Source organism: Rathayibacter sp. AY1D5 (assembly GCF_002932515.1).
GTDB lineage: Bacteria > Actinomycetota > Actinomycetes > Actinomycetales > Microbacteriaceae > Rathayibacter.
The window spans coordinates 1-26,018 of record NZ_PSVU01000007.1; the positions used below are offsets into that span (position 1 = coordinate 1).

Genomic DNA, 26,018 nt, shown 5'->3' on the forward strand with positions numbered 1-26,018 from the left:
CTGCTACGGGCTCGGCCTCGACGAGCACCTCGCCCTCCGCCGACTCGAGCTGGCCGCCGTCCTGATGGCGGCGAGGCGGGGGGCGGGGGTTCGGGGGTCCAGGGCAGGCATGCACAGGAGACGCGTGAGGTCCTTGTTCGTGACGCGGAGGCGCGGAATGCGTTCGGGGTGGCGCAGTGATCGGTGTCGGACCGGCGCGACCGGCGAGGGCTGTGCCATCGTCGGGAGGGGGCGGAGTCCCCGCCGATCCGGAAACGACACCCAGGAGACGACCGCATGGCGCACGCCGCGCTGATCATCCACAGCGCACGGAAGGTCGACGCGGCCGGGACGGTGGAGGACCACTGGCTCCTCGCGCGGGACGGCGCGATCACGGCGACCGGCACCGGCACCGGCTGGCAGGCGCAGGCGGAGGGGGCGCAGCTGCACGACGCGCGGGGCCTCACCGCTGTCCCGGGCTTCCTCGACCTCCATGTGCACGGAGGGGGCGGTCACGGCTTCGACGGAGGAGCGGAGGCGATCCGCGCGGGCCTCGCGCTGCACCGCTCCCGCGGCACCACGCGCTCGCTGGTCAGCCTGGTCTCGGCGCCGCTGGAGCAGCTGGAGTCCTCTCTGGACGCGGTCTCGGCCCTCGCGGTCACCGACCCGCTCGTGCTCGGCGCGCACCTCGAGGGCCCGTTCCTCGCGCCCTCGCGCAGGGGAGCGCACGACCCCGCGGCTCTCGTGCACCCCTCCTCCGGCGCGGTCGGCCGGCTGCTGGACGCCGCCCGCGGACGCCTCGCGCAGATCACGCTCGCGCCCGAGCTGCCGGGAGCCCTCGCCGCGGTGGAGCGGCTCGCCGGCGCCGGCACGGTGGTCGCGGTAGGCCACACCGAGGCGGACGCCGACCAGGCGCGGGCAGCGTTCGACCGCGGAGCCCGGCTGGTCACGCACGCGTTCAACGCCATGCCCGGGATCGGCCACCGCTCCCCGGGCCCGATCCCGGTGGCCCTGGGGGACGAGCGGGTCGCGCTCGAGCTGATCCTCGACGGCCGGCACGTGGACGTCGAGGTGGTGCGGCTCGCGTTCGCGGCGGCTCCCGGGCGGATCGCGCTCGTCACCGACGCGATGGCGGCGGCCGGGGCGGGCGACGGAGCGCACCGCCTCGGCCCGCTCGACGTCGAGGTGCTCGGCGGAGTCGCCCGGCTCGCGGGCACCGCTGTGCTCGCCGGATCCACGCTCACGCAGGAGGAGGCCCTGCGGCGGGCCGTCGGGCCCGGCCGGCTCGGGCTGCAGGCGTCCGTCGCCGCCCTCACCGCCGTTCCCGCCCGCGTGCTCGGCCGTGGCGACCTCGGCCTGCTGGCCCCCGGGTACCGCGCCGACGTCGTCCTGCTCGACGCATCGCTCCGCGTGCAGCGGGTCTGGGCCGAGGGGCGCCCGTTCCCCGACTCCGCGGCCGGCGCGACGCGACCCCGGGTCAGGGCGTCGGCGTGACGGTCCAGGTCCCCTCGGTCTGGACGGCCATGACGCCGGGCAGGTCGGCCTCGAACACCTCGGAGAAGGCGACGGAGTCGCCGAACAGCTGCGGCTGATCGGAGGTCGTGAACACGCGGCCGGAGAACGAGTCGTCCGGACCCGCGGGCGTGTAGTCGACCGTCACGCGCGGGACGTCGTCGGAGAAGAACAGGACGGCCGGGCCGGTGCCGGACTGCGCACCGCTCACCGTCGCGAGGTCGTTCCAGCTCTGCAGGCCGAGCGTCCACGGCCCGTCGGCTCGGACGATCACCTGCTGCTCGACGGGGTCGTCGCGGAAGATCCCGGTCAGGAACGACCCCGTCATCGGGGCGGCGGCCTCGCCGAAGGGCGTCATCCGGCCCGCGGCGGTGACGATCGCCGTGCCGGTGCAGGCCGAGCAGTCCAGGCTCAGGACGACCGCGAACTCGCCCTGCCGCTGGAACGACACGTCGGCCGGGCCGGTGCCCGAGACGGTGGCGGGGACTCCCTCGCCGACCGGCCCGGCGTCGACGACGGTTCCGACCGGCTCGGCGGTCGCCGGAGCGGAGGGGGTCGGGCTCGGAGTGATCAAGTCGGTGATGGCGGGTCTCGGCGTCCGCGAGGCGGGCGCGGACGCCGTGGCGCCCGCCTCGGCCCCGCCGCCGGCGGTGCACCCGCCCAGCAGCAGGAGCCCCGCCGCTGCCGTCGTCGCCACTGCCGCTGTCGTCCCCCGAGCCCTCATGCGTCCAGACTGCCAGGGCTGGTCCGGATCGTCGTCCCCGGAGGGAGTCAGAGGAGCAGGGCGCCGAGGCCCGCGGCGGCGAGGACGACGATCCACGGGGGCACGGTCCAGCGCGTCAGCGCCACGAAGGCGCCGATCGCGAGCGCCAGAGCGCCGGTCGAGCCGATGCCCTCGGTCAGCACCGGGTCGTAGAGGGCGCCGCCGAGCAGTCCCACCACGCCGGCGTTCACGCCGGCCAGCGCCCTCTGCGCGACCGGCAGGTGCCGCAGCCGCTGCCAGAACGGGAGCACGCCGACCACGAGCAGAGCGCCCGGCAGGAAGATCGCGACCAGCGCGATCGCCGCCCCCGCGACACCGTCCGGCGTCCCCGCGCCCACCGCACCGAGGAACGCGGAGAAGGTGAAGAGCGGGCCCGGCACCGCCTGCGCCGCGCCGTAGCCGGCCAGGAACTCGCTCTGCCCGACCGCGCCGGCGCCGACCGTCTGCGCCTCCAGCAGAGGCATCACGACGTGGCCGCCCCCGAACACCAGAGCGCCCGCGCGGTAGAAGACGGAGGCGAGACCCGCCGCTCCCTCGCCGGTGAGAGCGGCGAGCAGGGGGAGGCCGGCCAGGAGGAGCCCCCAGAGGGCGAGGGCCGAGACCGCGAGCGCCGTCGGGATCCGGACCGCGAAGCCCGAGCCCTCGTCCGGAGCCGCCTCCTCGCCGCGCAGCCACAGGACGCCGGCCAGGCCCGCCGCCGCGATCACCGCCACTTGCAGCGCGGGCTCCGGGGCGAGGAGCACGGCGACCGCCGCCGCACCGGCGATCGTCGCGCGTCGGCGGTCCGGTGCGAGCGAGCGCGCCATCCCGAGCACGGCCTGCGCGACGACCGCGGCCGCCGCCGCCTGGAGGCCCAGGAGCCAGCCGGCGGAGGCGACGTCGCCCGCACCAGCGACGAGACCGGCGACGAGGACCAGCGCGATCGCCGAGGGGAGCGTGAATCCGCACCACGCGGCGACCAGTCCGGCGAGTCCTGCGCGCTGCAGGCCGACCGCCATCCCGACCTGGCTGGACGCGGGTCCGGGGAGGAACTGGCACAGCGCGACGAGGTCGGCGTACGCGCGATCGGTCAGCCAGCCGCGGCGCACCACGAACTCCTCGCGGAAGTAGCCGAGGTGCGCGATCGGCCCGCCGAACGAGGTCAGCCCGAGGCGGAGGAACACGAGGAGCACGGAGAGGGCGCCGCCCCGCTGCAGCCGACCCGTCTCCGACACGGGGGCATCCTGCCAGACGGCGGTGTCCGGCACGCGTCGTGTCACCGGAAAAGGGACGATAACCGACCGGATAAGCGATTACTGGCGAGTCCTCTTCCCGTTGATAAAGCGGTGGGTAGAAATACTGAACCCTTTCTCATCCCCTCTGTTAGCCTGATCCGGCTTCCCTTTCCTTCTCGAGGAGAAGGCGATCCGCATCAGCAGCGCGAGCACTGCCGCTCGTTCACTGAACGCCTTCTCCTCCTCTTTCGATCGGTGTACCAGTAACGGTGACGATCGGAAAGGCTCTCTCTTCCGTGACTCCTCAGGACACTGCCGTCGGCGACTCCGCCGACTCCTCCCGCACCGGCTCCCGATCGGGCGCGAAGGCCCTCTCCGCTCTCTCCCGCCGCACGATCCTCGCCGGATCCGTCGCGGGCGCGGGCGCGATCGCCTTCGCGACGCCGGCCCTCGCGGCCGGCGACCTCACCGCGGTGCCCCGACTGCCCGGCGAGGTCTCGCGCCTGTCCACCGCCACGTCGAAGACGGGCGGGAAGCGCTACGAGATCATCGACGTCGTCGTCGCGGGGGACCGGGCGCGCCTGTTCGTGCCGCACGCGACACCTCCGTCGCAGACCAGGGGCGCATCGATGCTCTGGTACTACCACGCCCGCAACGGCACCCACACGGCGCTCTCGAGCGCCTTCGCGTACTCGGCCGACCTCGCCGTGGACCGCGGCATCGTCAGCATCTGCCCGACCTACGGCGGCAGCATCTGGTCGAGCCCGCGGGCGATCGAGATCCAGGCCGCTGTCGCCGCCTGGGCCTCGTCGGTGTGGCGGATCGACGCGAGCCTCCTGCGCTCCGACTCCGGGGGCGGGCCGCTTCTGACCTGGGCCTACGGGAAGCGGATGGTGCCGAACATCCGGGGCGCGTACCTCTGCAACAGCTCCTACGACATGGAGGAGCGGGCGGCGAGCGAACCGGACCGGATCGGCCCCGAGTACGCCGACGCCGCGGCCATCGCCGCCACCAACCCGGCGCGGCTGCCCGCGTCGGTGTGGCGCGGTGCGCGGCTCAGGATCACCGGATCGCCCGATGACAAGGTCGTGCCGTTCGCCCTGCACGGCGCCGCCCTCCATGCCGCGGCCCTGCCCCTGGCGAAGGAGGCGACGGTCCGCACCCACCCGGGGGAGGGCACCGACGGGCACAAGGTCCCGAGCTTCACCAACAAGGAGATGCTCGACACCTTCCAGCGCTGGATCGCCGAGGGCCCCGTGCCGCAGACGGAGCCCGAGCCCGAGACGCCACCCGTGTCCACGCTTCCCGGCGCGGGCACCTACGAGAACGGCGCCGCGCAGATCGTCACCACCGGCACCTGGACGACGCTGAAGGCCACCGCGGACAGCGGCGGGAGCATCGCCTACTCGACCAGCTCCGGCGCCTCCGCGACGCTCGCCTTCACCGGCACGAGCATCGCCTGGATCAGCCGACTCACGTCGTCCTCCGGGATCAACGACGTCGAGCTCGACGGCGTGAAGGTCGCCTCCGTCGACCGCTACAGCGCGTCCACCCGCTCGAAGCAGACGGTATGGAGCAGCGGACAGCTCGCGGCCGGGCCGCACACGCTGACGATCCGCCGGGGGAGCAGCCGCAATCCGGCCTCGACCGGCAGCAACCTGCTGCTCGACTCCTTCGTGGTCGGCGACGCGACGCCTCCGCCGGCGACGACCCTGCCCGGAGCGGGCACCTACGAGAACGGCGCCGCCCCGATCGTCACGACCGGCACCTGGTCGACGCTGAAGGCGAGCACGGACAGCGGCGGCAGCATCGCCTACTCGACCACCGCGGACGCCTCCGCCACCCTCGCCTTCACGGGTACCAGTGTGAGCTGGATCAGCCGCCTCACCGGCTCGTCCGGCATCAACGACGTCGAGCTCGACGGAGTCACGGTCGCGTCCGTCGACCGATACAGCGCCGCGACGCGGTCGAAGCAGACGGTCTGGAGCAGCGGACAGCTCGCGGCCGGGCCGCACACGGTGACCATCCGCCGCGGAAGCGGCCGCAATCCCTCCTCGAGCGGCACCAACCTGATCCTCGACGCGTTCGTGGTCGGCGACGCCGCTCCGGTCCCCACGGTCACCGTGCCCACGCCGATCGCGGAGTGGTCCTTCGCCGAGAGCGCCGCCCCCTTCGCCTCGGCCGTCGCGGGCGCTCCGGCGCTCCGGCAGGGTGCGGGCTCCTCCGCCCGCGCCGTCGCCACGCCGTTCGGCACCGGAGTCGCCCTCAACGGGACGACGGACCACCTGGTCGTCCCCAAGGACGAGGTCGGCCCGCTCAACCTGGGCGCCTCGACCGGCCAGGTGACGATCGCGGTGTGGGTGCTCAACTCCGACGCGGACGGCGCCTGCATCGCGGGCGTCTGGGAGGAGTCGACGGTCGGGCCGCTGCGCTCCTACGCGCTGTTCAACAACCTCCCCGAGTACGGCGGCTGGGAGCGCGTGTGCATGCACGTCTCGAAGCTCGGCGGGCCGACGCCCGGCTACCCGTACTCGCGCGACTACTCGGTGGAGCCCCGCCGGATCACGCGCGGCGTGTGGCAGCTGCACGTCGGGACGTACGACGGCGCAGTCACGGTCTCGTACCTCGACGGCGCCGCCACCGCGTACCCGGTGTACACCGACAAGCTCGGCGCGACCTACGCCAAGAACCCCTACGTCTACCCCGACGGCCTCAACGCGGCTCCGGGCGACTTCGTGGTCGGAGCGGTCGGCCGGGACGGCACGATGATCAACCGCTTCGCCGGCTCCCTCGCCCGACTGCGGGTGTGGGACCGGGCGCTGACCGCGGAGCAGGTGAAGCAGCTCTACTCGGCCGAGAAGGGCGCACTCGGCTGACGACCCGAGGGCGGTGACACGAGTCCGAGAAGCGGATGATCCGCTTCTCGGACAAGGCCGTTAGAGCGATAGCGGGCGTCCCTCTTTCGAGGGTGGTGTTATCGGCTGAATACAGATCGGCGGGCGGCCGCTTCACGGCTGCTCCGCCGTTCTCCGCCGCCTGTATGCGCTGCGCGGGATTCCGTACTCAGGCGGACGTTCGCTCCCGGAGGGCCGTACGGCGGGGGATCATCGCCCGGCGGCCGCGCAGCCCTGTTCCGGATCTCGGAGTGCGGCCCCGCGCCAGATGCGCACCGGCGCGACCACCTCCCAGCCGAGGGTGAGGTAGAGGGCGCGGCCGTCCGTGCTGGCGACGAGGAGACCGCTCCGTGCACCCTCGGACCGGGCCCAGGCGGTGAGGGCGTCGACGACCCGCCGTCCCAGCCCGCGTCGGCGGAACCGCGCATCGGTCTCGATCCGGTCCAGGACCGCGACCGTCCCGTGCACGGCGGCGGTGCCCTGAGCGGCGACGACTCCGTCGACCAGCAGCCGGACGCTCGCCACTCCGTCGGCGGCCTCGAGCACGGCTCCCGCGAGCAGGGCTCCCTCGAGCAGGGCTCCCTCCGCGGTGCTGCCCGGGCCGAGGAGCGCCGCCATCAGGCTCTCGTCGCCCGCGACGAGCTCCAGCCCGGCGGCGGGCGCGAGGCGGGCGTCGTCGCCCAGGCCGATGACCGTCATCCACTCCCGGGGCCCGGCCGTCCGCTCGGCGCCGGCCTGCAGCGCGGAGGGCGACGGATCGACCAGGATCCGCTCCCGCGTGCGCGACTCCGCTCCGACATCGACCAGCCATGCTCCGTCCTCGCGGACGCGCTGCACGCCGCGTGCACGGCATCAGCCCTCGATCCAGTCGTCCACCCGCTCCGTCGTCGTGATCACGCCCCGAGAGCAGCCGCGACCGGACGGGCGCGATCGTGGGAAGCGGGTTCTCCCGGCGGTGGCCGTCGATCCCCAGCAGGACCGCCCTCGCCCGGATCGCACCCCGCGCACCGCGATCCGCCGGGTCCTCCCGTTGTCAACCTCAGTGCCACGGCGCCGTCCCCGGCCCTACCGTCGGCGCGAGACATCCGCTGCACCGCCGGGACCCTGACGGCCGTGCCGAGAGTGAGGGGCCGATCCGATGCCCAGGCAGGACGGCGACCCGCGGAGCACCACCCGAGTGCTGCGCGAGCTGGTCGCCGCGTTCGAGGATCCGGGGGCCGTGCACCCGGCGCTCGCCCGGCAGGTGCGGAGCGCCGCCCGCGAGCTGCTCGGCGCGTCGGAGCGGGAGCCGCTGCGCCTGCGCGTGCGGATGCCGACCCTGATGGTCCCGCGCTCGGTCGTGGACGAGGTGCCCGATCCGCCCCCGGTGCCGCCCGCCGCGCTCTGACCCGACGGCGCTCGTACACTCGGACGATGCGACACGGCATCGTCATCCTCCCGCAGGACCCGTGGGCCGAGGCCCGCCGGAAGTGGCAGTCGGCCGAGGGCCTGGGCTTCGACCACGCGTGGACCTACGACCACCTCTCCTGGCGCTCCCTCGCCGACCAGCCGTGGCACGCGACCGTCCCCACCCTCACCGCTGCCGCGATGGTGACCGAGACGCTCCGCCTGGGCACGTTCGTGGCCTCCCCGAACTTCCGCCACCCGGTGCCGTTCGCGAAGGAGATCGCGACGCTGGACGAGATCTCGGGCGGTCGGACCATCCTCGGCGTCGGCTCGGGCGGCACGGGCTTCGACGCGCGCGTGCTCGGGCAGCCCGACTACTCGCCCCGGCAGCGGCACGAGCGCTTCACCGAGTTCGTCACAGCCCTCGACGCGCTGCTGCGCTTCGAGGAGCCCGGCTCGGGCGGAGTGGACCTCGAGGGGGAGTGGTTCACCGCCCGCTCGGCGCGCATGGTGGGCGAGCCCGTGCAGCGCCCCCGCGTCCCGTTCGTCCTCGCCGCGAACGGGCCGAAGGGCCTCGCGCTCGTCGCCGAGCGCGGGCAGGGCTGGGTCACCACCGGCCCGGAGGGAGTGTCGAGCGAGGAGTGGTGGCGGGCGGTCGCGTCCCTCTCCCGGCGGCTCGACGCGGCGCTCGAGGCGGCCGGGCGCGATCCGCGCACCGTCGAGCGCCACCTCTCGCTCGACTCCGGGAGCGACTACTCCCTCGAGAGCGTCGCCCGGTTCGAGGACATGGCCGGCCGGGCGGAGGAGCTCGGCTTCACGGACGTGATCGCGCACTGGCCGCGGCGCGAGGGCGTCTACGCGGGCGACGACGAGGTCCTCTACGAGGTCGCCTCGCGATTCTGACAGGGCCTCGGGGGCTCCGGAGCGGTCCTCAGACCGCGCGGGCGCTCCCGCGGTCGACGAGACGCGCGGGCAGGAGGCGGATCGACGGCTCCTCGCCGCGGGACGGCTGCTCGATCCGCTCGACGAGCGTGTCGACCAGGTGCGCGCCGAGCTCGGCGGCACCCGTCTCGACGTAGCTGTAGGGGAGCGAGAAGTCGCGGGCGAACTCGGCCGAGTACAGGCTCACGACGGACAGCTGCCCGGGCACGGCGACAGCGCGTCGGCCCAGGATCGCGGGAAGCATCGCGATGGTCCGGTCGCTGTGGACGACCAGCGCCGTGAGACCGGGGTGGTCGTCGAGGAACGCCGTGACCATCGGCTCGACGGCGTCGGCGGCGGTGGCGGCCGGGCGCAGCACCAGCTCGATCCCGAGCCGACCGGCGGTCTCGAGAGCCGACTCGCGGAACCGGAGCCCGTAGGTCCCTCCGCGGTCGAAGACGCGCTCAGGAGGGGTGACGAGACCGATGCTCCGATGCCCGAGGGTGCCCAGGTGCTCGATCAGCAGGCGGGCCGCGTCGCCGAAGTCGAGGTCGAAGACGTCCACCCCGGAGGCGTCCGCGGGCACCCCGAGGGCGGCACCGGGCCTCCGCGAGGCGCGCAGGACGGGCAGCCGGTCGTCGTCGTCCGCGACGCTCAGGAGGATCAGTCCGTCGACCTGACCGGAGCGCGTGAGCCGGCGGACGGCAGCCGCCCCGTCGGCCTCGGTGGCCAGCAGCACGTCGTAGCCGAGCTCGCGGGCGCGGGCCGTGATGGGGAGCACGTACTCGACCATCGCGGGCGCGAACTCGTCCGGGTCGAAGTGGACGAGCAGGCCCAGCGCCATGGTGCGGCGCGTCGCGAGCGCCCGTGCTCCGGCGTTGACCGTGAAGTCGAGCTCGGCGATCGCGTCCTCGATGCGCTTGCGCGTCTCGGGGGAGATGCTGCGCTTGCCGGAGAGGACGTACGACACCGTGCTGCGCGAGACCCCTGCCGCTTTCGCGACGTCTCCGATCGTGGCCATCTCCACCCCCGCTCGAACCGTGTCGAGAGTGGCAGTGCGGCGCGGCGCACGCAACTCGGGCGCCGCGTCCGCGGCCCGAGGACCGGACGCTGCGGCTCCGGCGCTCTGCTCGTCCACGGCGCGCTCGTCCCCGTCGGGGAACCTCCGGTCCCGACGACACGCCGACGCGGCCGGGCGCACGAGGTGCCCGGCCGCGTCAGGGCGTTCTGGACGGATCAGCCGCAGCGCGCCGCACCGTAGGCCGGTGCCGTGGATCCGCTCGCCGCAGCGCCGTCGACCGTCCCCGCGATCCGCACGTCGAGAGCGCCGGCTCCGACGCTCGCAGCGCGGGTGCTGAAGGCGGCCGAGACCGTCTTGCCGGAAGCGACCCCGGTGAAGGTCTTCGTGCCCCAGGCCGAGCCGATCGTGATGTCAGCGGCGACCGCGCTGGTGTTGGTCGCCGTCCCCGTGATCGTGACCTTCCCCGCGGTGCAGCGCGAGGCCGCCGTGCCGGTCACCGTCAGGCTCGTGGTCCGCCCGACGAAGGGCGTGACCGAGATCCTGTCGATGTTGGGCGCGTACTGCGAGGTGAGCAGGACGCCGGGGAAGGTGTCGGAGAGGTAGGTCGTCCCGTCGAAGCCCGGGAGCTCCTTCGAGGTGATCGCGATGGTGTTCGAGCCCTTCCTGAGCGTGACCGGCACGCTCAGGTCCCACAGCTGGTTCTGGTGGAACGTGTGCGGGAAGAGCACGCGCTGCGTCACTCCGTTGACCGTGATGTCCGCGTGGCGGGCGAGCGGGTCGGGGTTGTAGTGCGTCGCGGGGGACTGCTCCTCGTTGGAGTAGCGCAGCGTGAGCGCGTACGTCCCGTCCTGCTCGGCCTTCACGTCGCCGAAGGTCAGGGTCGAGTCGCCGTCGCGTCCGCCCCCGATGTTCCCGACGGCCTTGCCGCCCGACGCGAAGGACAGGTCGCGGACCGTGGCGGGGCCGGTGATCGTGGCCGCCTCCGCCTCATAGCTCGTCGTCGCGGGCGGGTTCGCGCTCGCTCCGATGACGATCCGATCGACGAGAAGCGTGCCGCTCGTGCCGACGACCTCGATCTTGTTCACGCCGCCCGAGAGGAAGACCTGACGGGTCGAGCTCGCGCCCACCGGCCCGACCTTCACATCGTTCACGTAGAGGTCGCCGGTGCCGCCGCCCAGGGTGTCCACGGTCACGGAGGACGGCGCGTCCTTCGCGGAGTAGCCCCAGACGGTGGTGGAGGCGCCGCTGGTGAGCGTCGCCGTGCCCGAGCCGGAGACGCCGGCGCGGGAGTAGTCGGCCGTCGCTCCGTTCTCGAGCGTGCCGGTCTCGGCCTCGTGGATCGAGGTCGCGGCGGCCGCGCTGGGGAGGGAGAGCTCGATCTTGTCGACGATCGCGTCGCCCACGGTCGACTTCGTGCCGGCGAGGTTCTTCGCGGCGAGCGAGATCGTGTGGGTGCCGGCGGTCAGCTTCACCTTGGTGTCCGCGTGGTCCCAGACCACGAACTTGTAGGCCAGCGGAAGGAGGATCTCCTGCTCCGCAGCGCCGTCGACGCGCAGGAACGCGTTGATCGGACCCTGTTGGGCGTTGGCGGCGTAGGTGTTGAGGGAGTTGGCGAAGACGCTGAGGTCGTACTCGCCGTCCTTCGGGACGGTGACCGCGAAGTCGAGCTTCAGGTCGCCGCCGGTGCGGATCCCGCCGACGTTGCGTCCGCCCGAGGTGTAGAAGCCGCCGACGTTGGTCGGCGAGCCCTCGGGTCCGTTGAGGTTCCGCGATCCGGTGTAGCGGGCGTCCTCGGCCTCGTACTTCTGGCGGAAGTCGACGGGCGAGGCGGACGGCGACGACGCGTTGGCGCCCGGGGTCAGGACGACCTCGTAGGCGGAGTCGACGTCGAGCGCGGGCAGGGATCCGCCGAAGTCCAGCGAGAGGGCGCCGTCCACGACGGACGCGTCGAACTCCTTCACCGTCTGCGGGGCTCCCGAGTCGCCGACCTGGCCGGTCCAGCGGATCTCGCTGACCTCCACGTGGACCTTCGAGCCGAAGGTGGCGGCCGGGATGCGCTCGAACGCGACCTTCTGCGAGCCGCCGACGCCTCCGAAGAGGGCTCTCGCCTGCTTGGCCGCGGTGTCGAGGGTCGCGACGCCCTGGAGGGTGTAGCTCTGGCCGGGCTTGGGCGGTGTGACCGCGACGGTGTCGCCGGTCATCGAGGCGTAGGCGTTGAGGAGCCACCACTGGCCGTTGGCGCGGTTGGCCTGCACCGCGGAGTCGGAGAGGTTGCCGTCGATGTTCCAGTAGGCGATGTCGCCGTCGACCTTCTTGTCCTCGAGCGCGCTGATCCACTGGACCATCTGGCCGGGCACGGAGGTGTGGTAGTTGAAGGCGTACTCGTTGAGGTTCACCGGCAGGTGCTTCCCGGCGTAGGACGTGCCCGCGTACAGCTCGTCCTCCCAGGCCCGGAAGCGGTCGACGTTGGTGCGGATCTCACCCGGGGCGCTCAGCTCGTGCCAGGTCATCACGTCGGGGACGGTGTCCTGCTCGAGCGTGTGGGTCATGAACCCGCGGACCTGGTTGTAGAGGACGCTGGTGTTCGGTCCGGCGATGCGGGCGTCGGGCATCCTGTCGCGGATCAGCGCGTAGGTGCTGTCCCAGGCCGCGAAGAACGCGGTCGGGTCCTCCAGCCAGCTCTTCCCGTCGTAGCTCCACTTCCCGTTGCCGAACATGTTGCCCTCGGGCTCGTTGAACGGCACGAACACGATGTTGTCCTGGTACTCCTCGGGGAGCGCGAGCACCTGGTCGACCTGCGTGGCGATCTTCGCCTGGTAGTCGGCCAGCTTCTCCTGGGGAGTGCTGCCCGGCCACTCGTAGGGGAAGCCGCGGTAGATGTCCGTCATGTAGATGTAGGTGTCGCCGTCCGAGGTGTCGGCGACGGCCTTCGCGACGCTCAGCGCGTCCGCGCCCGGATGCTGCGGCCCGTCCTGCGCCTTGGTCGAGACCGTGCGCAGGTCGATCCCCTCGAGGAGGTTGTCGGAGGGGAGGCCCTCGCCGTAGACCCCGTAGAGGGTGCCGGACGCGCCGCCCATGAACTCCCCTGTGCTCGCGCCGAGGTCGATGGTCATCTCGTCGAGTGCGCGCACCGTGACGGTCGCCGTGACCGCGGTGCCGAGGCCGATGACGGTGCCCTTCACGGTGAAGGTGCCGCGCTTCGCGTACGCGGAGGCGGGGACGCTCTCCCAAGTGACCGGGGCGTCGCGGTTCACGCCGTCGGAGTAGGTGGCGGGGACCCCCGGCAGGGCCGGCGCGACGCCGATGCCGGTGGTGACCGCGACGCTCGTCGAGAGAACGCCGGTGACGGCCGGCGCGGCGTCGCCCGCCAGACCCCGGACCTGAGCGGCGGTCAGAGCCCGGTTGTAGACGCGGAAGTCGTCGATCGCTCCGTCGAAGTAGGGGTGCACGTTCCAGAGCGCCCGGCCGATGTTGCCGCTCTTGGAGGCGGAGGCGGAGTAGAGCTGCTTCGCGAGGTCGACGGAGGCGGGAGCCGTCGCGACCTGCAGACCGTTGAGGTACAGGGTCACGGTCGTGCCGTCCATCGTCGCGGTGACGTTGACCCACTGGTCCTTCTGCAGCGGCGAGGAGCTGGAGACTCCGGTCTCGCCGCCGTCCTTCAGCTGCTTGATGATCGCGCGGGCGCTGCCGCCGTCGAACGACGGAGCGAAGGCCGACGCGGCGTCGGGGCTGATGCCCAGGCACCACAGCCACTGGAAGCCTCCGGTGCCGGACCACTTCGTCCAGGCGGAGACGGTGGTCTGCGTCACGCCCTGGAAGAGCCCGTTCGGCACGGTCAGGTACGGCGCGGAGGTCGAGTCCGCCGCGCCCCCGGGAAGGTCGATCGCGGTCGTACCGGCCTTCCGACCCGCGACGTACGTCGCTCTCGCGCTGTTGACGACGGTGCCGTCGAGCTTCTTCGACGAGAGGTCGGCGACCGTGGATCCGGACACCTGCCCCTGCTCGAAGTCGTACTGGAGGATGAGCGCGTCGGCGGGGACGGAGGTGTCGGCCGCGGAGGCGGACTCGGCGCTCGGGAGAGCGACGGCGAGGGCGGCGAGTGTCGCGGCACTCAGCGCGAGGGCGAGGGAGCGGGTGCCGCGCCTCGGGGAGGACATCGTTGTCACGCTGGTCACTTTCTGTGGGGACAGCCGGCCGGACGACGGCGGGCGTCGGTCCGGGGTCGGAGCAACAGTGCTTCGAACCGGTTCGACAAAACTAGGTTCCGCGCCTGCGACACGCAAGAGGACCTGAGAAGTTCCTCGTCCGGCTCGCAGGTGACGGCAGTCGCTCCGGGCTCTCGCCGGGACCCGTCAGCCCGCCGGAGCGGCCATCGCCGCGACGCTCGACGGTGAGCGGACGGGTCCGAGGGGGGCGCGCATCGCCGGGGGAGTGCTGCTGATCGGGATGCTCGCCGGATGCACGGCGGGTCCCTCCGCTCCCGTCGACGACCGGATCATCGTCGCCGCGGAGACCGGCGACCGGCCCGCAGGAGGACGTCCTGGACGCGGTCGAGGGGAGCCGCCCGGACTGGCTGAGCCCCGACGGCGTCCTCCCGTGGTGACCCGCAGGACCGCGGCGGCCTGTGCCGCGTGCGGGAGGATGAGGGCATGACGCTCCCTCCGCCGACGCTCCTCTCCCCGCCGCTCCAGGACCGGCTGGCCCGGTGGTTCGACGGGGAGGCGCCGCCGGCCCCCTCGGTGAGCTGGGCCCTGTTCGACCGCACCGGGCTGCTCGCCCACCACGGCCGCGGCGAGCACCGCCTCGACGGCGCCGCTCCCGGGCCCGGGACCGTGCACCGCATCGCCTCCATGTCGAAGAGCTTCGAGGCGGCGGCGGTGCTGATCCTGCGCGACCGCGGGCTGCTCCGCCTCGACGACCGCGTCGCCGACCACGTGCCGGAGTTCACCGACCCGCTCGACTCCGCGGGCCTGCCGCTGCCCGTGACGGTCAGGATGCTCCTCAGCAACTGCTCGGGTCTCCCGGAGGACAACGGCTGGGCCGACGACGTCATGGCTCTGACGCGGGAGGAGTTCCTCGAGGTCGTCGGCCGCGGGCTGACCTTCACGGAGCGGCCGGGTGAGGTCTACCAGTACTCGAACATCGGCTTCTGGCTGCTCGGCGTGCTCGTCGAGAACGTGACCGGGGAGGACTTCCCGTCCTTCGCGACGCGGACGATCCTCGAGCCGCTCGGCCTCCACGACACCCGCTACGACAGCGGCGACTACCCCGACGGCACCGACCTGGCGGCCGGCTTCAGCACCTTCGACGACGGAGCGACCTGGGTGCCCCGCCCCGTGACCGGCACCGGAGCGGGCGCCTGCGCCGCGAGCATGTTCAGCACGGTCGGCGACATCGCCCGCTGGAGCGGCTGGCTCTCCTCCGCGTTCGAGGGCGAGGACGGCGCGGACGACGACCCGGTGCTGAGCCGTGCCTCCCGCCGCGAGATGCAGCGCGGCTGGACGCCGGTCCCCGCGCTGAGCCCTCGCGCCGTCGAGAGCACGCTCGACGGCTCCGCGTACGGGTTCGGCCTCGTCGTCGAGCACGACGTCCGCTTCGGCGGGATCGCCCACCACTCCGGCGGCCTGCCGGGCTGGTCGTCGAACATGCGGTGGCATCTGGAGTCGGGCCTGGGGGCCGTGGTCTTCGCGACCGCGAACGGGGCGAAGCTCGCCGCCGCCGCGACGGGACTCCTCCGCGCCGCCCTCGAGGACACCGCTCCTCCGGCGCGGACCATCACCCTCCTCCCGTGGACGCTCGCCGCGGCCGCCGCCGTCGAGGCCGCGATCGTCGCGGGAGACCTCACCCGGGCGGGGGAGCCGGGCAGCGGCGCCCTGTTCAGCCCAAACCTGCTGAGCGATGTGCCGGCCGACGTGCGCGCCCGCCGCCTCGCCACGGCGATCGCGGAGATCGGCGGGCTCGCCGAGGACCCGACCGCGAGGCCGCTGGTGGAGCGGCTGCTCTGGAGCGCCTCCGCGGCGCAGGCGGCCTTCCTCCTGCCGGGCCGCGACGGAGAGCTCGAGTGCCGGCTCGAGACCACGCCGACCGTCCCGGCCCTGATCCAGCGCCTCGAGATCGTCGTGCGCGAGGCTCCGACGGCTGCCCTCCCGGTCGTGCGCTTCTACCGCCCTCGGGCCGGCTAGCGGTCGAAGACGAGGCGCGGACGCGGCGGACCTCGACGCTCCCGCACCGAGAACGGCGGGCGGCCCGCGAGGGACCGCCCGCCGTCACGCTCCCGCGGTCAGCGGATCGTCGTGCTCGTCGTGTCCGCGTTGCTGCGGATGGACGGGTCGGGCGTCTTCGTCGAGAACGCCGCCGCCAGCGCGGTCGCCGTGCCCGAGACGGCCGCCCTCACCGTGATCTTCTCCGACACGGTCCGCCCGTCCGCCAGGCCGGCCCGCTGGAACACCACGACGTTCCCGACCCTGGTGTACGAGCCGGTCGCCGAGACGAACTGCACACCCGCGGGCAGGACGACCTGCGAGAAGACCGACCCAGACGCAACCGGACCGGCGTTCGTCGTGATGAGGGCGTAGGTGAGCGTCCTCCCCTTCACCGCCGAGGCCGGCCCGGAGAGGTAGACGCGCAGATCGGCCTTCGTCGCGACCTGCTTCGGCGAGACCGTCAGCGTGCTCGTCGCCCGAGCCGTGCCCGCCGAGTTCGCGGCCTGGATGCTGAAGGTGGTGGTCCCGGCCGTGGTCGGCGTCCCGGAGAGGCGCCCGGTCGCGTCGAGGGTGAGCCCGGCGGGCAGTGCGCCGGAGACCAGGGAGACCGACGGAGCGGGCGTGCCGCTCACCGCGTAGCGGAAGTCGTAGGCCGAGCCGACGACGCCGGCCGCGACCGTCCCGGAGAGGGTCGGCGCGACCGTCGGCGACGAGACGGTGACGGTGCTGGTGGTCTCCGCGGAGGCGGTGCCGGCGCGGGCCGTCAGCGTGAACGTGAAGGTGCCCGGCGCGGACGGAGTCCCGGTCAGGCGCCCGGCCGGAGTCAGGGTGAGGCCGGACGGGAGCGCACCGGAGGAGACGGCCACCGACGGCGCGGGGAAGCCCGAGACGGTGTAGCCGAAGTCGTAGGGGGTGCCGACGACGCCCGGCCCGGGGGTGCCGGAGATCGCCGGTGCAGCGGCGGCGGGGGAGACGACGACGGTGCTGGTGGTCTCCGCGCTCCCCGCAGCGTTTTGAGCCCGCAGGGTGAAGGTGGAGCGGCCGGCGGTCGTCGGCGTCCCGGTCAGGCCGCCACGATCATCGAGGCTCAGGCCGGCGGGGAGCGTTCCGGAGACGAGCGAGACCGTCGGCGCCGGTGTGCCCGTCACGCTGTAGTCGAAGTCGTACGGGGTGCCCACCGTCGCGGCGGGCGGGTCGCCGGCCAGGGTCGGCGCGACCGTCGTCTCCGCCGCGGCGAACGTGTGCGAGGCCCCGACGGTGGAGCCGAAGGGGTTCCGCGCGGAGACGGCGAAGGTGGACGTCCCCGCGGTCGTCGGCGTGCCGGAGAGGAGCCCGGACGCGCTGAGGGTCAGGCCGTCGGGGAGGGAGCCGGAGGCGATCGCGAACGAGGCGGGGCGGTCGGCCGCGAAGGTGTACGAGGCGGCCGCTCCGAGCGGCCCGGACGCGGGAGGAGCGTCCGCCGTCAGGACGGGACGCGGGCCCCGGGCGAGCACGTGATCGGGTCCGGCTGCGAGAGCCGTCGTGCCGGCGAGGCCGGCGGGGAACTGCAGCTGCCCGGCCGAGCTCCGGCCCCACCCGACGATCGTGCCGTCGCCCTTCAGCGCGAGGCTGTAGTCGGATGCGGCGGCGATCGCCACGACCCCGGACAGGCCTTCCGGCACCGTGGTCTGGCCGTAGTCGACGACGACCGAATCGGAGCTCGCGCCCCAGGCGACGACGGTGCCGTCCTCCTTCAGCGCGAGGCTGTGGGTCTCTCCGGCCGCAACGGCCACCACGCCCTCGAGCCCCGCGGGGACGTCGGTCTGCCCGTAGAGGTCCCAGCCCCAGGCGACCACCCTTCCGCCGGACACGGCGAGCCTGTGGCGCTGGCCCGCGGCGATGGCCGTGACGCCTCCGAGGCCGGCCGGGACCAGGCCCTCGCCCAGCCCGTTGCTGCCCCACGACGTGACGGTGCCGTCGTTGCCGAGCGCGAGGCTGTTGTCGCGGGAGGACGAGATCGCGACGATCCCGGTCAGCGCGGCACTCCTCGACACCTGCCCGTCGCCGTCGTAGCCCCAGGAGACGACGGTCCCGTCGCTCTTCAGCGCATGGCTGCTGTAGTCGCCGGCGGTGACCGCGACGACCCCCGTGAGACCGTCGGGGACGCTGGTCTGCCCGTACGACCCGCGGCCCCAGGCGACGACCCCGCCGTCGCCGTTCGCGGCGAGGCTGTGGGTCCGGCCCGCGGCGAGGGAGAGGACACCCTCGACCCCGGCCGGGACCGTGGTCTTCCCGTCGGTGCCGCTTCCCCAGGCCGCCACCCCGAGGACAGGGGCGGACGGAGCGGCGACCGCCGCGAGAGGAACGGCGGTGCCGACGAGGAGCGCGACGGCCGCGGTCAACCCGAGCAGACCCCGCCGGAGCCGCCGCGCCGCTCCTGGATCCCGCGGCTGCGACGTGCCGTCCTCGACGGCGGGCGGACGAGGGACGGTGCTGGAGCGCATGTGCTGCCTTCGATCGGGACGGCCCTCATCGGCCGTCCTCGAACCGTGGCACGGCCGTCCCGCCGCTGACAATGTCCTCTAGCGGCCCTGTCCGGAAGAGGGCGCCGCGGAACTCCGCGGAGGGGACGTAGGCCCGGTCTCACTGCGGCCGAGCGCTCCCGCCGCGGGCCCGTGACGGTCAGCGCATCCCGAGGGACGCCGTCGCGTCCTGACCGCTCAGCGGGGTCGGAACGGGGACCCCGACCCTCCCGCGTACGGAGCGTCCGCCTGGTCGAAGTCCCAGCGGCCCGCGGTGGACGGGCGGACGACGGGGGTCTTCGTCGGGGTCGGCGTCGCCGACGGCGCCGGCGCGGCGGCCAGCCCGGCGTGCCAGCGGAAGATCGCATCGATGCCGTCCTGGTTCACCCACGACGGTGCGTTGTGGCCGAGCGCGTGCGTCCGGACGGTCGCCTCCCTGGCCGTGGCCGTCGCCTTCTTCACGAGGGCGAGCCCGTGCAGTGCCGGCGGCACGCTCGGGTCCGGGTGGGCCGTGTCGGACACCACCGCGCGGATGTTCGCGCCGGCCCAGGCGGAGGCGGGCAGCCGCTTCGGGTTGTGGGAGTCGATCTGAGCGGTGCTGCCGCCGAAGGCACCGCCGATCGAGAAGCGGCCCCGCGTCGTGCGGTCGTGGGTGTCGCGGAGGTCGTAGACGCCGTTGACCAGGTAGACGCCGTTGATGCCGGGGAAGACTCGCGCGCCGTAGTCCTCGCACGCGAGCGCGCCGCCGGCCGACATCGCCCAGAGGTAGCTGGCGGCGATCGTGAACTGGCCGGAGAGGTAGGCGTAGCCGTTCCGCTGGTGCTTCTGCGCGGTGTCGTTGGTCCAGATCGTTCCGCCGAGCGTCTGGCAGATCGCGATGGCGCCCCGCTCGACGGCGAGCTCGGCCGGGTACGCGAAGACGCTGGACAGCGAGGTGTGGTCGGCCTGCGCGGAGTGGATGAACCAGATCACCGGTACCGCCGCGGCCTGCCGCGGCTTCACCGTCTGCGGCACGAAGATCCGCGCGAGGTCGCCCGCGATCGAGACCGTGAGGACGTCGTAGAGCACGCCGCGGTTCTTCGTCCTCACGTTGATCGTGCGGGTCCTCTCCCCGGGCAGGCCGGGCACGGGGGAGGCGGAGGCGGAGGCGGCCGGGAGCGTCGCCGCGCCCAGAGCGAGAGCACCCGTGAGGGCGCCGCCGATGACGGCGCGCCGCCGGAGGCCGGGAGTTCGAGAGGGGGGTACTGCTGAATCGTCGGGGGACACGGGGGCTCCTCGTGCAGGGACCGCGAACCGACGAGGTCGGCGGAGCGGTCCGGGTCGGCGGGGGGTGTGCCTGCAACGCTAGCCGGAGGACCGGCCGGACGACCCGTCGATGCGCGCCAGTCGCGGGACGACGGAGGGACGACGCCGCACGGACGGAACGGTCGGCGGCTCGGCGACCGCATCGGCGGCGGATCGAGGCGCTCAGGAGGCGTAGGAGAGGCCCGTTCCTGATCGTCCGCCCCGCCGGTTCCGACCCTTTCGCCCCGTTCGGGAGCACTTCCCCGCACCGGTCTGGCCCCCCGGTGTGAAGGCTCCCAGGTTCCTCGCGCTCGTCGGCGGACCGGTGCCAGCGTGAAGGGACCGAGAAGCAGAAGGAGAAACGACCATGACTCTTCGACGAACTCTTGCCACCCTCGCCCTCACGGGCGCCATCGCCTCCGTCGGCGTCGTCGCTGTCGCGACGCCCGCCTCCGCGGCCGAGGTCGCGAACGGACAGTACGTGAGCGCCGGGAACTACGCGTGCGGAGCCCAGGAGGTGGCCACCGGCGCCACCCTCGGACCCGAGGGCGTCCTGCGCCAGCGCGCTCTCGTCTTCCGCAACTGCGGGTCGAGCACGGTCGAGCGCAAGGCCGACATCATCGCCGACTTCGACGGCAGCTGCTACTCCGTGGCGCCGGGCAAGGCCCGAGTCCTCGACGCGCTGTTCGTGGCGGCGGGACGCAACACCTACCGCGCGTCCAAGGCCTGCTGAGGTCGCGTGCTCCGCCGGAGGGGCGGGTCGGGGACATCCCCGGCCCGCCCCTCCAGCTGTCCGGAACGACCACGCCGTCCGAGCCGTCCTCCCGCCGACCCGCCCGCGGATCACTCCAGCACCGGCCCCAGCTCCGCCAGGACCTCCGCGACCCGGGCCCGCGCCCGTGCACCGAGCCCGCGGACCGGACGCGGGAGGCAGCGCGCCTCGGCGAGACCGAGTTGCTCCGCCATCGCCGCGACCACGCGGTAGCTGCCGCCGTGCTCCGCGAAGAGGTCCCAGACGGGCTGCAGGCGTGCCGATCCCGCGATCGCCGCCGCCTCATCGCCCGACTGCGCCGCCCGGGCGATCGACAGCGCCGTCCGCGGGAGGATGCCGCCGATCACCGAGTACCAGGCGTCGCAGCCGCCGAGCAGCCCGCGCGCACCCGCGGCGTCCCCCGAGACCCCGACAGTGACCCCCTCCGGCACCCGCGCCCGGATCTCGCTGACGCGCGCCGCCGCGGCGCCCGGTCCCTCCGGCACGCCGGGGATCTTGAGGGAGGCGACCTGCGGCAGCCGGGCGACGGCCCCGTAGAGGTCGTCGGAGAAGGAGAAGCGCGTCGTCCCGGGGTTGTCGTACACGACGAGCGGCACCGAGAGCTGAGCCGTCACGTCCTCGTAGAGCCCGAGCACGTCCTCGTCCGTCAGCGGCTGGTAGCCGAGCGGCGCCAGGAGCACCGCGCTCGCCCCGGCGCTCTGCGCATCCTCGGCGAGCGCCAGCACCTGCGAGGTGCGCAGCGCCCCGATCCCGACCACGACCGGCACCGGGCCGGCGCTGCGGACGGCGATCTCGGCGGCGCGCCGGCGCTCGCCGCGGTCCAGGTACGGAGCCGAGCCGGTCGAGCCCAGTGCGCCGATCGAGTCGACTCCCGCCCGCGCGAGCCGCCCGACGAGAGCGGCGAACGACCGCTCGTCGATGCTGTCGTCGCGGAGCGGTGTGAGGGGGAAGGCGCTGAGTCCGGTGAGCACGTCGGTCCGTTCGCTGGGGGCGGGAGGGGCCCGGCCAGTCTCCCCGGCGGCAGGGGCCCGGTCGAGGCCAGAACCGCCGGGGGCCGGGGGACCAGCCGTCACTCCGCGTCGAGCACCACTCGGGAGTGGAGTCCGAGCCGGTCGAGGATCGCCTCGTCGTGGCTGACGACGACCAGGCCACCCCGCCAGGCGGCGAGAACGTCGACGAGGTGGTCGGTCGTGGCGAGATCGAGGTCGTTCGTCGGCTCGTCCAGCACGAGCAGCTGCGGAGCGGGCTGCGCCAGCACGAGCCCGGCGAGCGCGACGCGGAACCGCTCGCCGCCCGAGAGCGACGCGATCCTCCGATCGACCACGTCGCCGCGCACCAGGAGCCGCGCGAGGGCGTTCCGCAGCTCGACCGCCGGACGATCCGGCGCGGCCCGGGAGACGTGCTCCCGCACGGTGGCCTCCTCGTCGAGGAGGCCCTCGCGGCGCTGGGGGAGCCAGCCGACCCGCTCCGTCAGCGCTCGGGCCGTGGTGCCGGCGAGCGGATGCTCCCGCGCACCCGGCGCCCCGACGAGGTGCTCGAGCAGGGTCGTCTTCCCCGTCCCGTTCGCGCCGACCACGGCGATCCGCTCCGGCCCCTGGAGCACCGTCGTCCGGCCGCGCACCGTCACCTCCGCCAGACGGCGCCCGGCCGCGACCCCGGGGTCCGGCAGGTCGAGGCGAACCCGGTCGTCGTCCCGGACTGCTCGCGACGCTGCGTCGACCTGCTCGCGCGCCCGCGCCTCCGCGGCCCCGTGCCCGGAGCGCAGCCGTCCCGCGGTCGCCTCGGCTCGTCCTCTCCGCGCGTTCGCGAGGATCGCGGGCATCGACTCCGCCGATCGCGCCCCCGCCCGCGCCCGGCGGGCGATGGTCGTCTCGGCCTCGATGCGCTGCCGCCGCTCGGCGCGGAGAAGCCGGTCGGCGTCGCGCAGATCGCGCTCCGCGGCCGCCTGCTCGAGGGCGAGCCGCTCCTCGAACGCCGAGAACGTCCCGCCCGAGGTGCGGACCGCCCCGTCGCGCAGCTCCGCGATCTCGTCGACGTGCTCGAGCAGCTCCCGGTCGTGGCTGACGAGCACGAGCGTCCCGCGCCACCGGTCGACCAGGTCGAGCAGAAGCCCTCGGGAGCGCCGGTCGAGGTCGTTCGTCGGCTCGTCGAGCACGGCGATCGGCCGGCCGCGCAGCCGGACGCCGGTCGCGGCCGTGAGGACGGCCTGCCCTCCGGAGAGGGTCGCGACCGGCCGCAGCAGGTCCGCCTCCTCCAGGTCGAGCCCGGCGTCGCCGAGTGCGGCGAGCGCCCGGGCCTCGAGGTCCCAGTCGTCCGCGAGCACCTCGAAGTGCCGCGGATCCGCGTCGCCGCGGAGGATCGCGTGCAGAGCGTCCAGGCGATGCCGGATCCCGAGGAGATCGGCGACGGTGTCGTCGGGCCCTCGCCGGAGGCGCTGGGGCAGCAGGTCGACGGGTCCCGTCGTCGAGACGCTCCCGGCGGTGGGGGAGAGGCCGCCGGTGACGAGGCGGACGAGGGTGGATTTGCCGGCGCCGTTCGCGCCGACGAGACCGGTGCGCCCGCGGCCGAACGCAGTGGTCACGCGGTCGAGGACGACGGAGCCGTCGGGCCAGGCGAACGTGCAGTCGTGGAGGACGACGGCAGGCGGGGTGGTGCGGGAAGTGGAGGGCACGGTGCTCCAGGGGTCGGTGTCGGCGCACGACGACCACCGGGCTCCGAAGGAGCAACGGCTCGCCCCTGAGGGGCGGGCACGGGGGACGTCAGTGCGAGAGCAGCTGCTGCGTCGTGGACGCAGTACCGGTGCTGGGGCGCAAGAGTCCGTCTTCCGTGCGGGGAGCCCCCGTGACCGCGAGCCGCTGGATCGGCCGGTGTGGCGGCCGCACCGACGTCGCGGCTCGCGACGAGGTACGGGTCGACCGTACGTGCCCGTCGGACCCGTGCGCAACCGTGACCGACTGCTCGTCCGCGGCCTGCGTCCGTCGGCGCCGTCGCGCGGCTCGCGGCGGACGGCTCTCCACCCACGGCGGGACGGCCGGACCGCCCGGGTGTGCACGCTGCTGCCCGCCGGTCGAGGGGGTCGCCGGCGGGCCCTCCCGTCGCCGGGCCCTCACTACGCTGAGCCCATGGTGACCATTCGCGACGTCGCGGCCGATGCGGGGGTGGCCCGCAGCACGGTGTCCTACGTGCTCTCCGGCAACAAGAAGCTCCCGGAGGCGACCCGCCTGCGCGTGCTCGCGAGCGTGGAGCGGCTCGGCTACCGGCCCGACCCGATGGCGCGGGCCCTGGCGCTGCGGCGCACGAACATCCTCGGCTTCTTCGCCTCCGTCGATCCGGAGTCGCGGCAGACCGATGTCGACGTCTTCATGCGCTTCGTGCGGGCGGCGATGTACGCGGCCCGCGCCCGCGGCTTCGACCTGCTGATGATGGGCACGGGCGAGGGGGAGCTCGCGCGCGACGTCCTCGCCGATGCGCTCGTCGTGATGGACATCCGCCGGGACGACCCCCGGCTGCCGGTCCTCGCGAGCATCGGCCTGCCGACCGCGCTGGTCGGCTACCCGGGCGAGGGCAGCCCGTTCAGCGCGATCGACCTCGACTTCGACGGCGCGGCGCGGGTCGCCGTCGACCACCTCGCCGACCTCGGGCACGTCGAGATCGCGGTCCTCGGGATGGGCCCCGACGCCTACGAGAGCGGCTACGCCTTCGCCCTGCGGTTCCGCGAGGGCTTCCTCGACCAGTGCCGCCTGCGCGGCGTGCGGGGAGCCGTCATCCCCAGCACCGACGACGTCGACGACTGGTTCGAGCAGGCGCAGGAGCAGCTCCCCGGCCTGAGCGCCGTGGTCACGCACGGGCCGGGCGTGCTCGAGCCGTTCCTGCAGCGCCTCAGCGGCCTGGGCCTGCGCGTCCCGGAGGACTGCTCGATCATGACTATCGCCCCGGAGGCGGTGATGCGGCACGCCGACCAGCCGGTCACCGTGGTGGACCTGCCCGGCGACGAGATGGTCTCGCGGGCGGTCGACCTGGTGCTCGACGAGCTCGCCGGCACCGCGACTCCGGGAGTGACGGAGCTGCTGCCCGCGGTGGTCGTGGACCTCGGCACCACCGCGCCCTTCTCGCCGGGCACCAGCCGGGGCGTCGTCCCCTCGTGGCGGCGGGCGCGCGGCTGACGTCGCCGGGTCGTCCGGAGCGTTCCCCGGGCGATCGGTGAACCGGTTCTCCGGAATCTATTGAACCGGTTCTCCGACTCGGTTAGGCTCGCCACGACTTCCGGACGGACCGCCCCAGCGGGCGCCCCCGGAGGGTCTTCCCGGCGCGAGCGCTCCGCTCGTTCCGACCGTATTCAGAGAGGAATACCGTGAAGAACAGCATCCGACGAGCCGCAGGCGCCGCCTCCCTCGTCCTCATCGCCGGAGTCGCCCTCAGCGCGTGCAGCGCACAGGGAGCGGGCGACGACTCGTCGAAGTCGCTCACCCTCTGGGACAGCTTCACCCAGTACGACGCGTCCTCCCCCTACGGCCAGCTCCTGGCCGGCTGCGAGGCCTCGACCGGGATCACCCTCGAGCGCACCTCCGACCCCGACCTCACCACCAAGCTCCTGCAGTCGGCCGCGTCGAAGACCACGCCGAACCTGGTCGTCCTCGACAACCCCAACGTCGCGAAGTTCGCCGACACCGGCCTGCTCGTCGACAACGCCGCCTCCGGGCTCGACACCAGCGACGTCCTCCCGAACGTGCTCGCCGCCGGCCAGCTGGACGGGAAGACCTACGGCTCGTCGATCGGCTCGAACACCCTCGCGCTCTTCTACAACAAGGCGCTCTTCGAGGCAGCCGGCGTCACTCCGCCGACGACCTGGGACGAGCTGACCACCGCCGCGAAGGCCCTCACCGCGGGCGACGTCACCGGGCTCGGCTTCTCCGCGGTCGGCACCGAGGAGGGCACCTTCCAGTTCCTGCCCTTCTTCTGGGGCTCCGGTGCGACCCTCGAGGACATCTCCTCCGACGACGCCGTCTCGGCGCTCGCGCTGTGGACCGACCTGGTGAAGAGCGGCTCGGCCTCGCAGGCGAACGTCAACGCCAACCAGCAGGACGTCCGCGACCAGTTCCTCGCGGGCAAGCTCGGGATGATGGTCAACGGCACCTGGCAGCTCTCCGCCCTCGACGAGGCGGGCATCGACTACGGCGTCGTGCCGATCCCGGCGAAGGACGGGGGAGCGGCACCGAGCCCGCTCGGCGGCGAGTTCGTCGAGGTGGTCGCCTCCGACGCCGCGAAGCAGACCCTCGCCACGGAGTTCGCGCAGTGCGTCATCCAGCCCGACAGCCTGAAGGCCTGGGCGGCCGGCCAGTCGTACATCATGCCGTACGCCGACGCGGCCGCCGAACAGGCGACCGAGGACCCCGCGCTCCAGCCGTGGGTGGAGGCCATCTCGGTCGCGCAGGGACGCACCAGCGACCTCGGCGTCGCCTACCCCGACACCTCGAAGGCGCTCTGGACCGCGATCCAGGAGTCGCTGACCGGCTCGAAGACGCCGCAGGCGGCCCTCGACGACGCCGCGGCGAGCCTGAAGTAGCGGCC

General features: G+C 73.7%; 17 protein-coding genes. 8 read left to right on the forward strand and 9 right to left on the reverse strand.

The window, feature by feature from the left end; translation table 11 throughout:
• Positions 1-276 precede the first annotated feature (276 nt).
• A complete protein-coding gene (locus C5C82_RS03265; protein ID WP_104292080.1) occupies positions 277-1,473 on the forward strand; it encodes an N-acetylglucosamine-6-phosphate deacetylase in 1,197 nt (398 codons plus the stop codon).
• On the opposite strand, the gene C5C82_RS03270 is transcribed toward C5C82_RS03265, so the two are convergent.
• Both C5C82_RS03270 and chrA read right to left on the reverse strand, forming a co-directional pair.
• Complete coding sequence (locus tag C5C82_RS03270) at positions 1,457-2,188, reverse strand: hypothetical protein (protein ID WP_104225243.1); 732 nt, start codon at positions 2,186-2,188, stop codon at positions 1,457-1,459. The two genes, C5C82_RS03265 and C5C82_RS03270, sit on opposite strands and share 17 nt — an antisense overlap.
• A 74-nt stretch (positions 2,189-2,262) precedes the next feature.
• Positions 2,263-3,468 carry a chromate efflux transporter gene (gene chrA, locus C5C82_RS03275; RefSeq protein WP_258065915.1) on the reverse strand — a complete coding sequence of 402 codons (1,206 nt, stop codon included), beginning with the start codon at positions 3,466-3,468 and terminating at the stop codon, positions 2,263-2,265.
• 296 nt (positions 3,469-3,764) lie between these two features.
• On the opposite strand from chrA, the gene C5C82_RS03280 reads away from it, so the two are divergent.
• The gene (locus tag C5C82_RS03280; RefSeq protein WP_104354590.1) at positions 3,765-6,344 is read left to right on the forward strand and encodes a LamG-like jellyroll fold domain-containing protein; all 2,580 of its coding nucleotides are present in this window, start codon (positions 3,765-3,767) and stop codon (positions 6,342-6,344) included.
• Between the two features lie 228 nt (positions 6,345-6,572).
• Here the strand turns inward: C5C82_RS03280 and C5C82_RS03285 are convergent, their stop codons facing one another.
• Positions 6,573-7,199 carry a GNAT family N-acetyltransferase gene (locus tag C5C82_RS03285; protein ID WP_219814821.1) on the reverse strand — a complete coding sequence of 209 codons (627 nt, stop codon included), beginning with the start codon at positions 7,197-7,199 and terminating at the stop codon, positions 6,573-6,575.
• Between the two features lie 301 nt (positions 7,200-7,500).
• Between C5C82_RS03285 and C5C82_RS03290 the strand changes: the two genes are divergently transcribed.
• Positions 7,501-7,749 (forward strand): hypothetical protein, encoded by a 249-nt coding sequence (locus tag C5C82_RS03290; protein WP_146078454.1) that lies wholly within the window; start codon positions 7,501-7,503, stop codon positions 7,747-7,749.
• 26 nt (positions 7,750-7,775) lie between these two features.
• Entirely contained in the window at positions 7,776-8,651 is an 876-nt protein-coding gene (locus C5C82_RS03295; RefSeq protein ID WP_104354591.1) for an LLM class flavin-dependent oxidoreductase, read from the forward strand.
• A gap of 28 nt (positions 8,652-8,679) precedes the next feature.
• Here C5C82_RS03295 and C5C82_RS03300 read toward each other — a convergent pair whose 3' ends face one another.
• Together C5C82_RS03300 and C5C82_RS03305 are read right to left on the reverse strand one after the other, a co-directional pair.
• A complete protein-coding gene (locus C5C82_RS03300; RefSeq protein ID WP_104354614.1) occupies positions 8,680-9,690 on the reverse strand; it encodes a LacI family DNA-binding transcriptional regulator in 1,011 nt (336 codons plus the stop codon).
• Positions 9,691-9,905: 215 nt separating this feature from the next.
• Positions 9,906-13,847 carry a LamG-like jellyroll fold domain-containing protein gene (locus C5C82_RS03305; protein ID WP_104354592.1) on the reverse strand — a complete coding sequence of 1,314 codons (3,942 nt, stop codon included), beginning with the start codon at positions 13,845-13,847 and terminating at the stop codon, positions 9,906-9,908.
• Positions 13,848-14,339: 492 nt separating this feature from the next.
• Between C5C82_RS03305 and C5C82_RS03310 the strand changes: the two genes are divergently transcribed.
• On the forward strand, positions 14,340-15,872 hold the full coding sequence (locus C5C82_RS03310) for a serine hydrolase (protein ID WP_104354593.1): 1,533 nt from the start codon (positions 14,340-14,342) through the stop codon (positions 15,870-15,872).
• 98 nt (positions 15,873-15,970) lie between these two features.
• Here the strand turns inward: C5C82_RS03310 and C5C82_RS03315 are convergent, their stop codons facing one another.
• The gene (locus tag C5C82_RS03315) at positions 15,971-18,376 is read right to left on the reverse strand and encodes a putative Ig domain-containing protein (RefSeq protein WP_104354594.1); all 2,406 of its coding nucleotides are present in this window, start codon (positions 18,374-18,376) and stop codon (positions 15,971-15,973) included.
• A gap of 216 nt (positions 18,377-18,592) precedes the next feature.
• Positions 18,593-19,660, reverse strand: coding sequence for a hypothetical protein (locus tag C5C82_RS03320; protein ID WP_104354595.1), 1,068 nt, complete (start codon positions 19,658-19,660; stop codon positions 18,593-18,595).
• 385 nt (positions 19,661-20,045) lie between these two features.
• Between C5C82_RS03320 and C5C82_RS03325 the strand changes: the two genes are divergently transcribed.
• Positions 20,046-20,411, forward strand: coding sequence for a hypothetical protein (locus C5C82_RS03325; RefSeq protein ID WP_104222056.1), 366 nt, complete (start codon positions 20,046-20,048; stop codon positions 20,409-20,411).
• 110 nt (positions 20,412-20,521) lie between these two features.
• Here C5C82_RS03325 and C5C82_RS03330 read toward each other — a convergent pair whose 3' ends face one another.
• Both C5C82_RS03330 and C5C82_RS03335 read right to left on the reverse strand, forming a co-directional pair.
• Complete coding sequence (locus C5C82_RS03330) at positions 20,522-21,421, reverse strand: dihydrodipicolinate synthase family protein (RefSeq protein ID WP_104354596.1); 900 nt, start codon at positions 21,419-21,421, stop codon at positions 20,522-20,524.
• A gap of 98 nt (positions 21,422-21,519) precedes the next feature.
• Positions 21,520-23,121 (reverse strand): ABC-F family ATP-binding cassette domain-containing protein, encoded by a 1,602-nt coding sequence (locus C5C82_RS03335; RefSeq protein ID WP_104354597.1) that lies wholly within the window; start codon positions 23,119-23,121, stop codon positions 21,520-21,522.
• Positions 23,122-23,572: 451 nt separating this feature from the next.
• Between C5C82_RS03335 and C5C82_RS03340 the strand changes: the two genes are divergently transcribed.
• Together C5C82_RS03340 and C5C82_RS03345 are read left to right on the forward strand one after the other, a co-directional pair.
• A complete protein-coding gene (locus C5C82_RS03340; RefSeq protein WP_104222050.1) occupies positions 23,573-24,613 on the forward strand; it encodes a LacI family DNA-binding transcriptional regulator in 1,041 nt (346 codons plus the stop codon).
• Positions 24,614-24,801: 188 nt separating this feature from the next.
• Positions 24,802-26,013 carry an extracellular solute-binding protein gene (locus C5C82_RS03345; RefSeq protein WP_104232593.1) on the forward strand — a complete coding sequence of 404 codons (1,212 nt, stop codon included), beginning with the start codon at positions 24,802-24,804 and terminating at the stop codon, positions 26,011-26,013.
• Positions 26,014-26,018 lie beyond the last annotated feature (5 nt).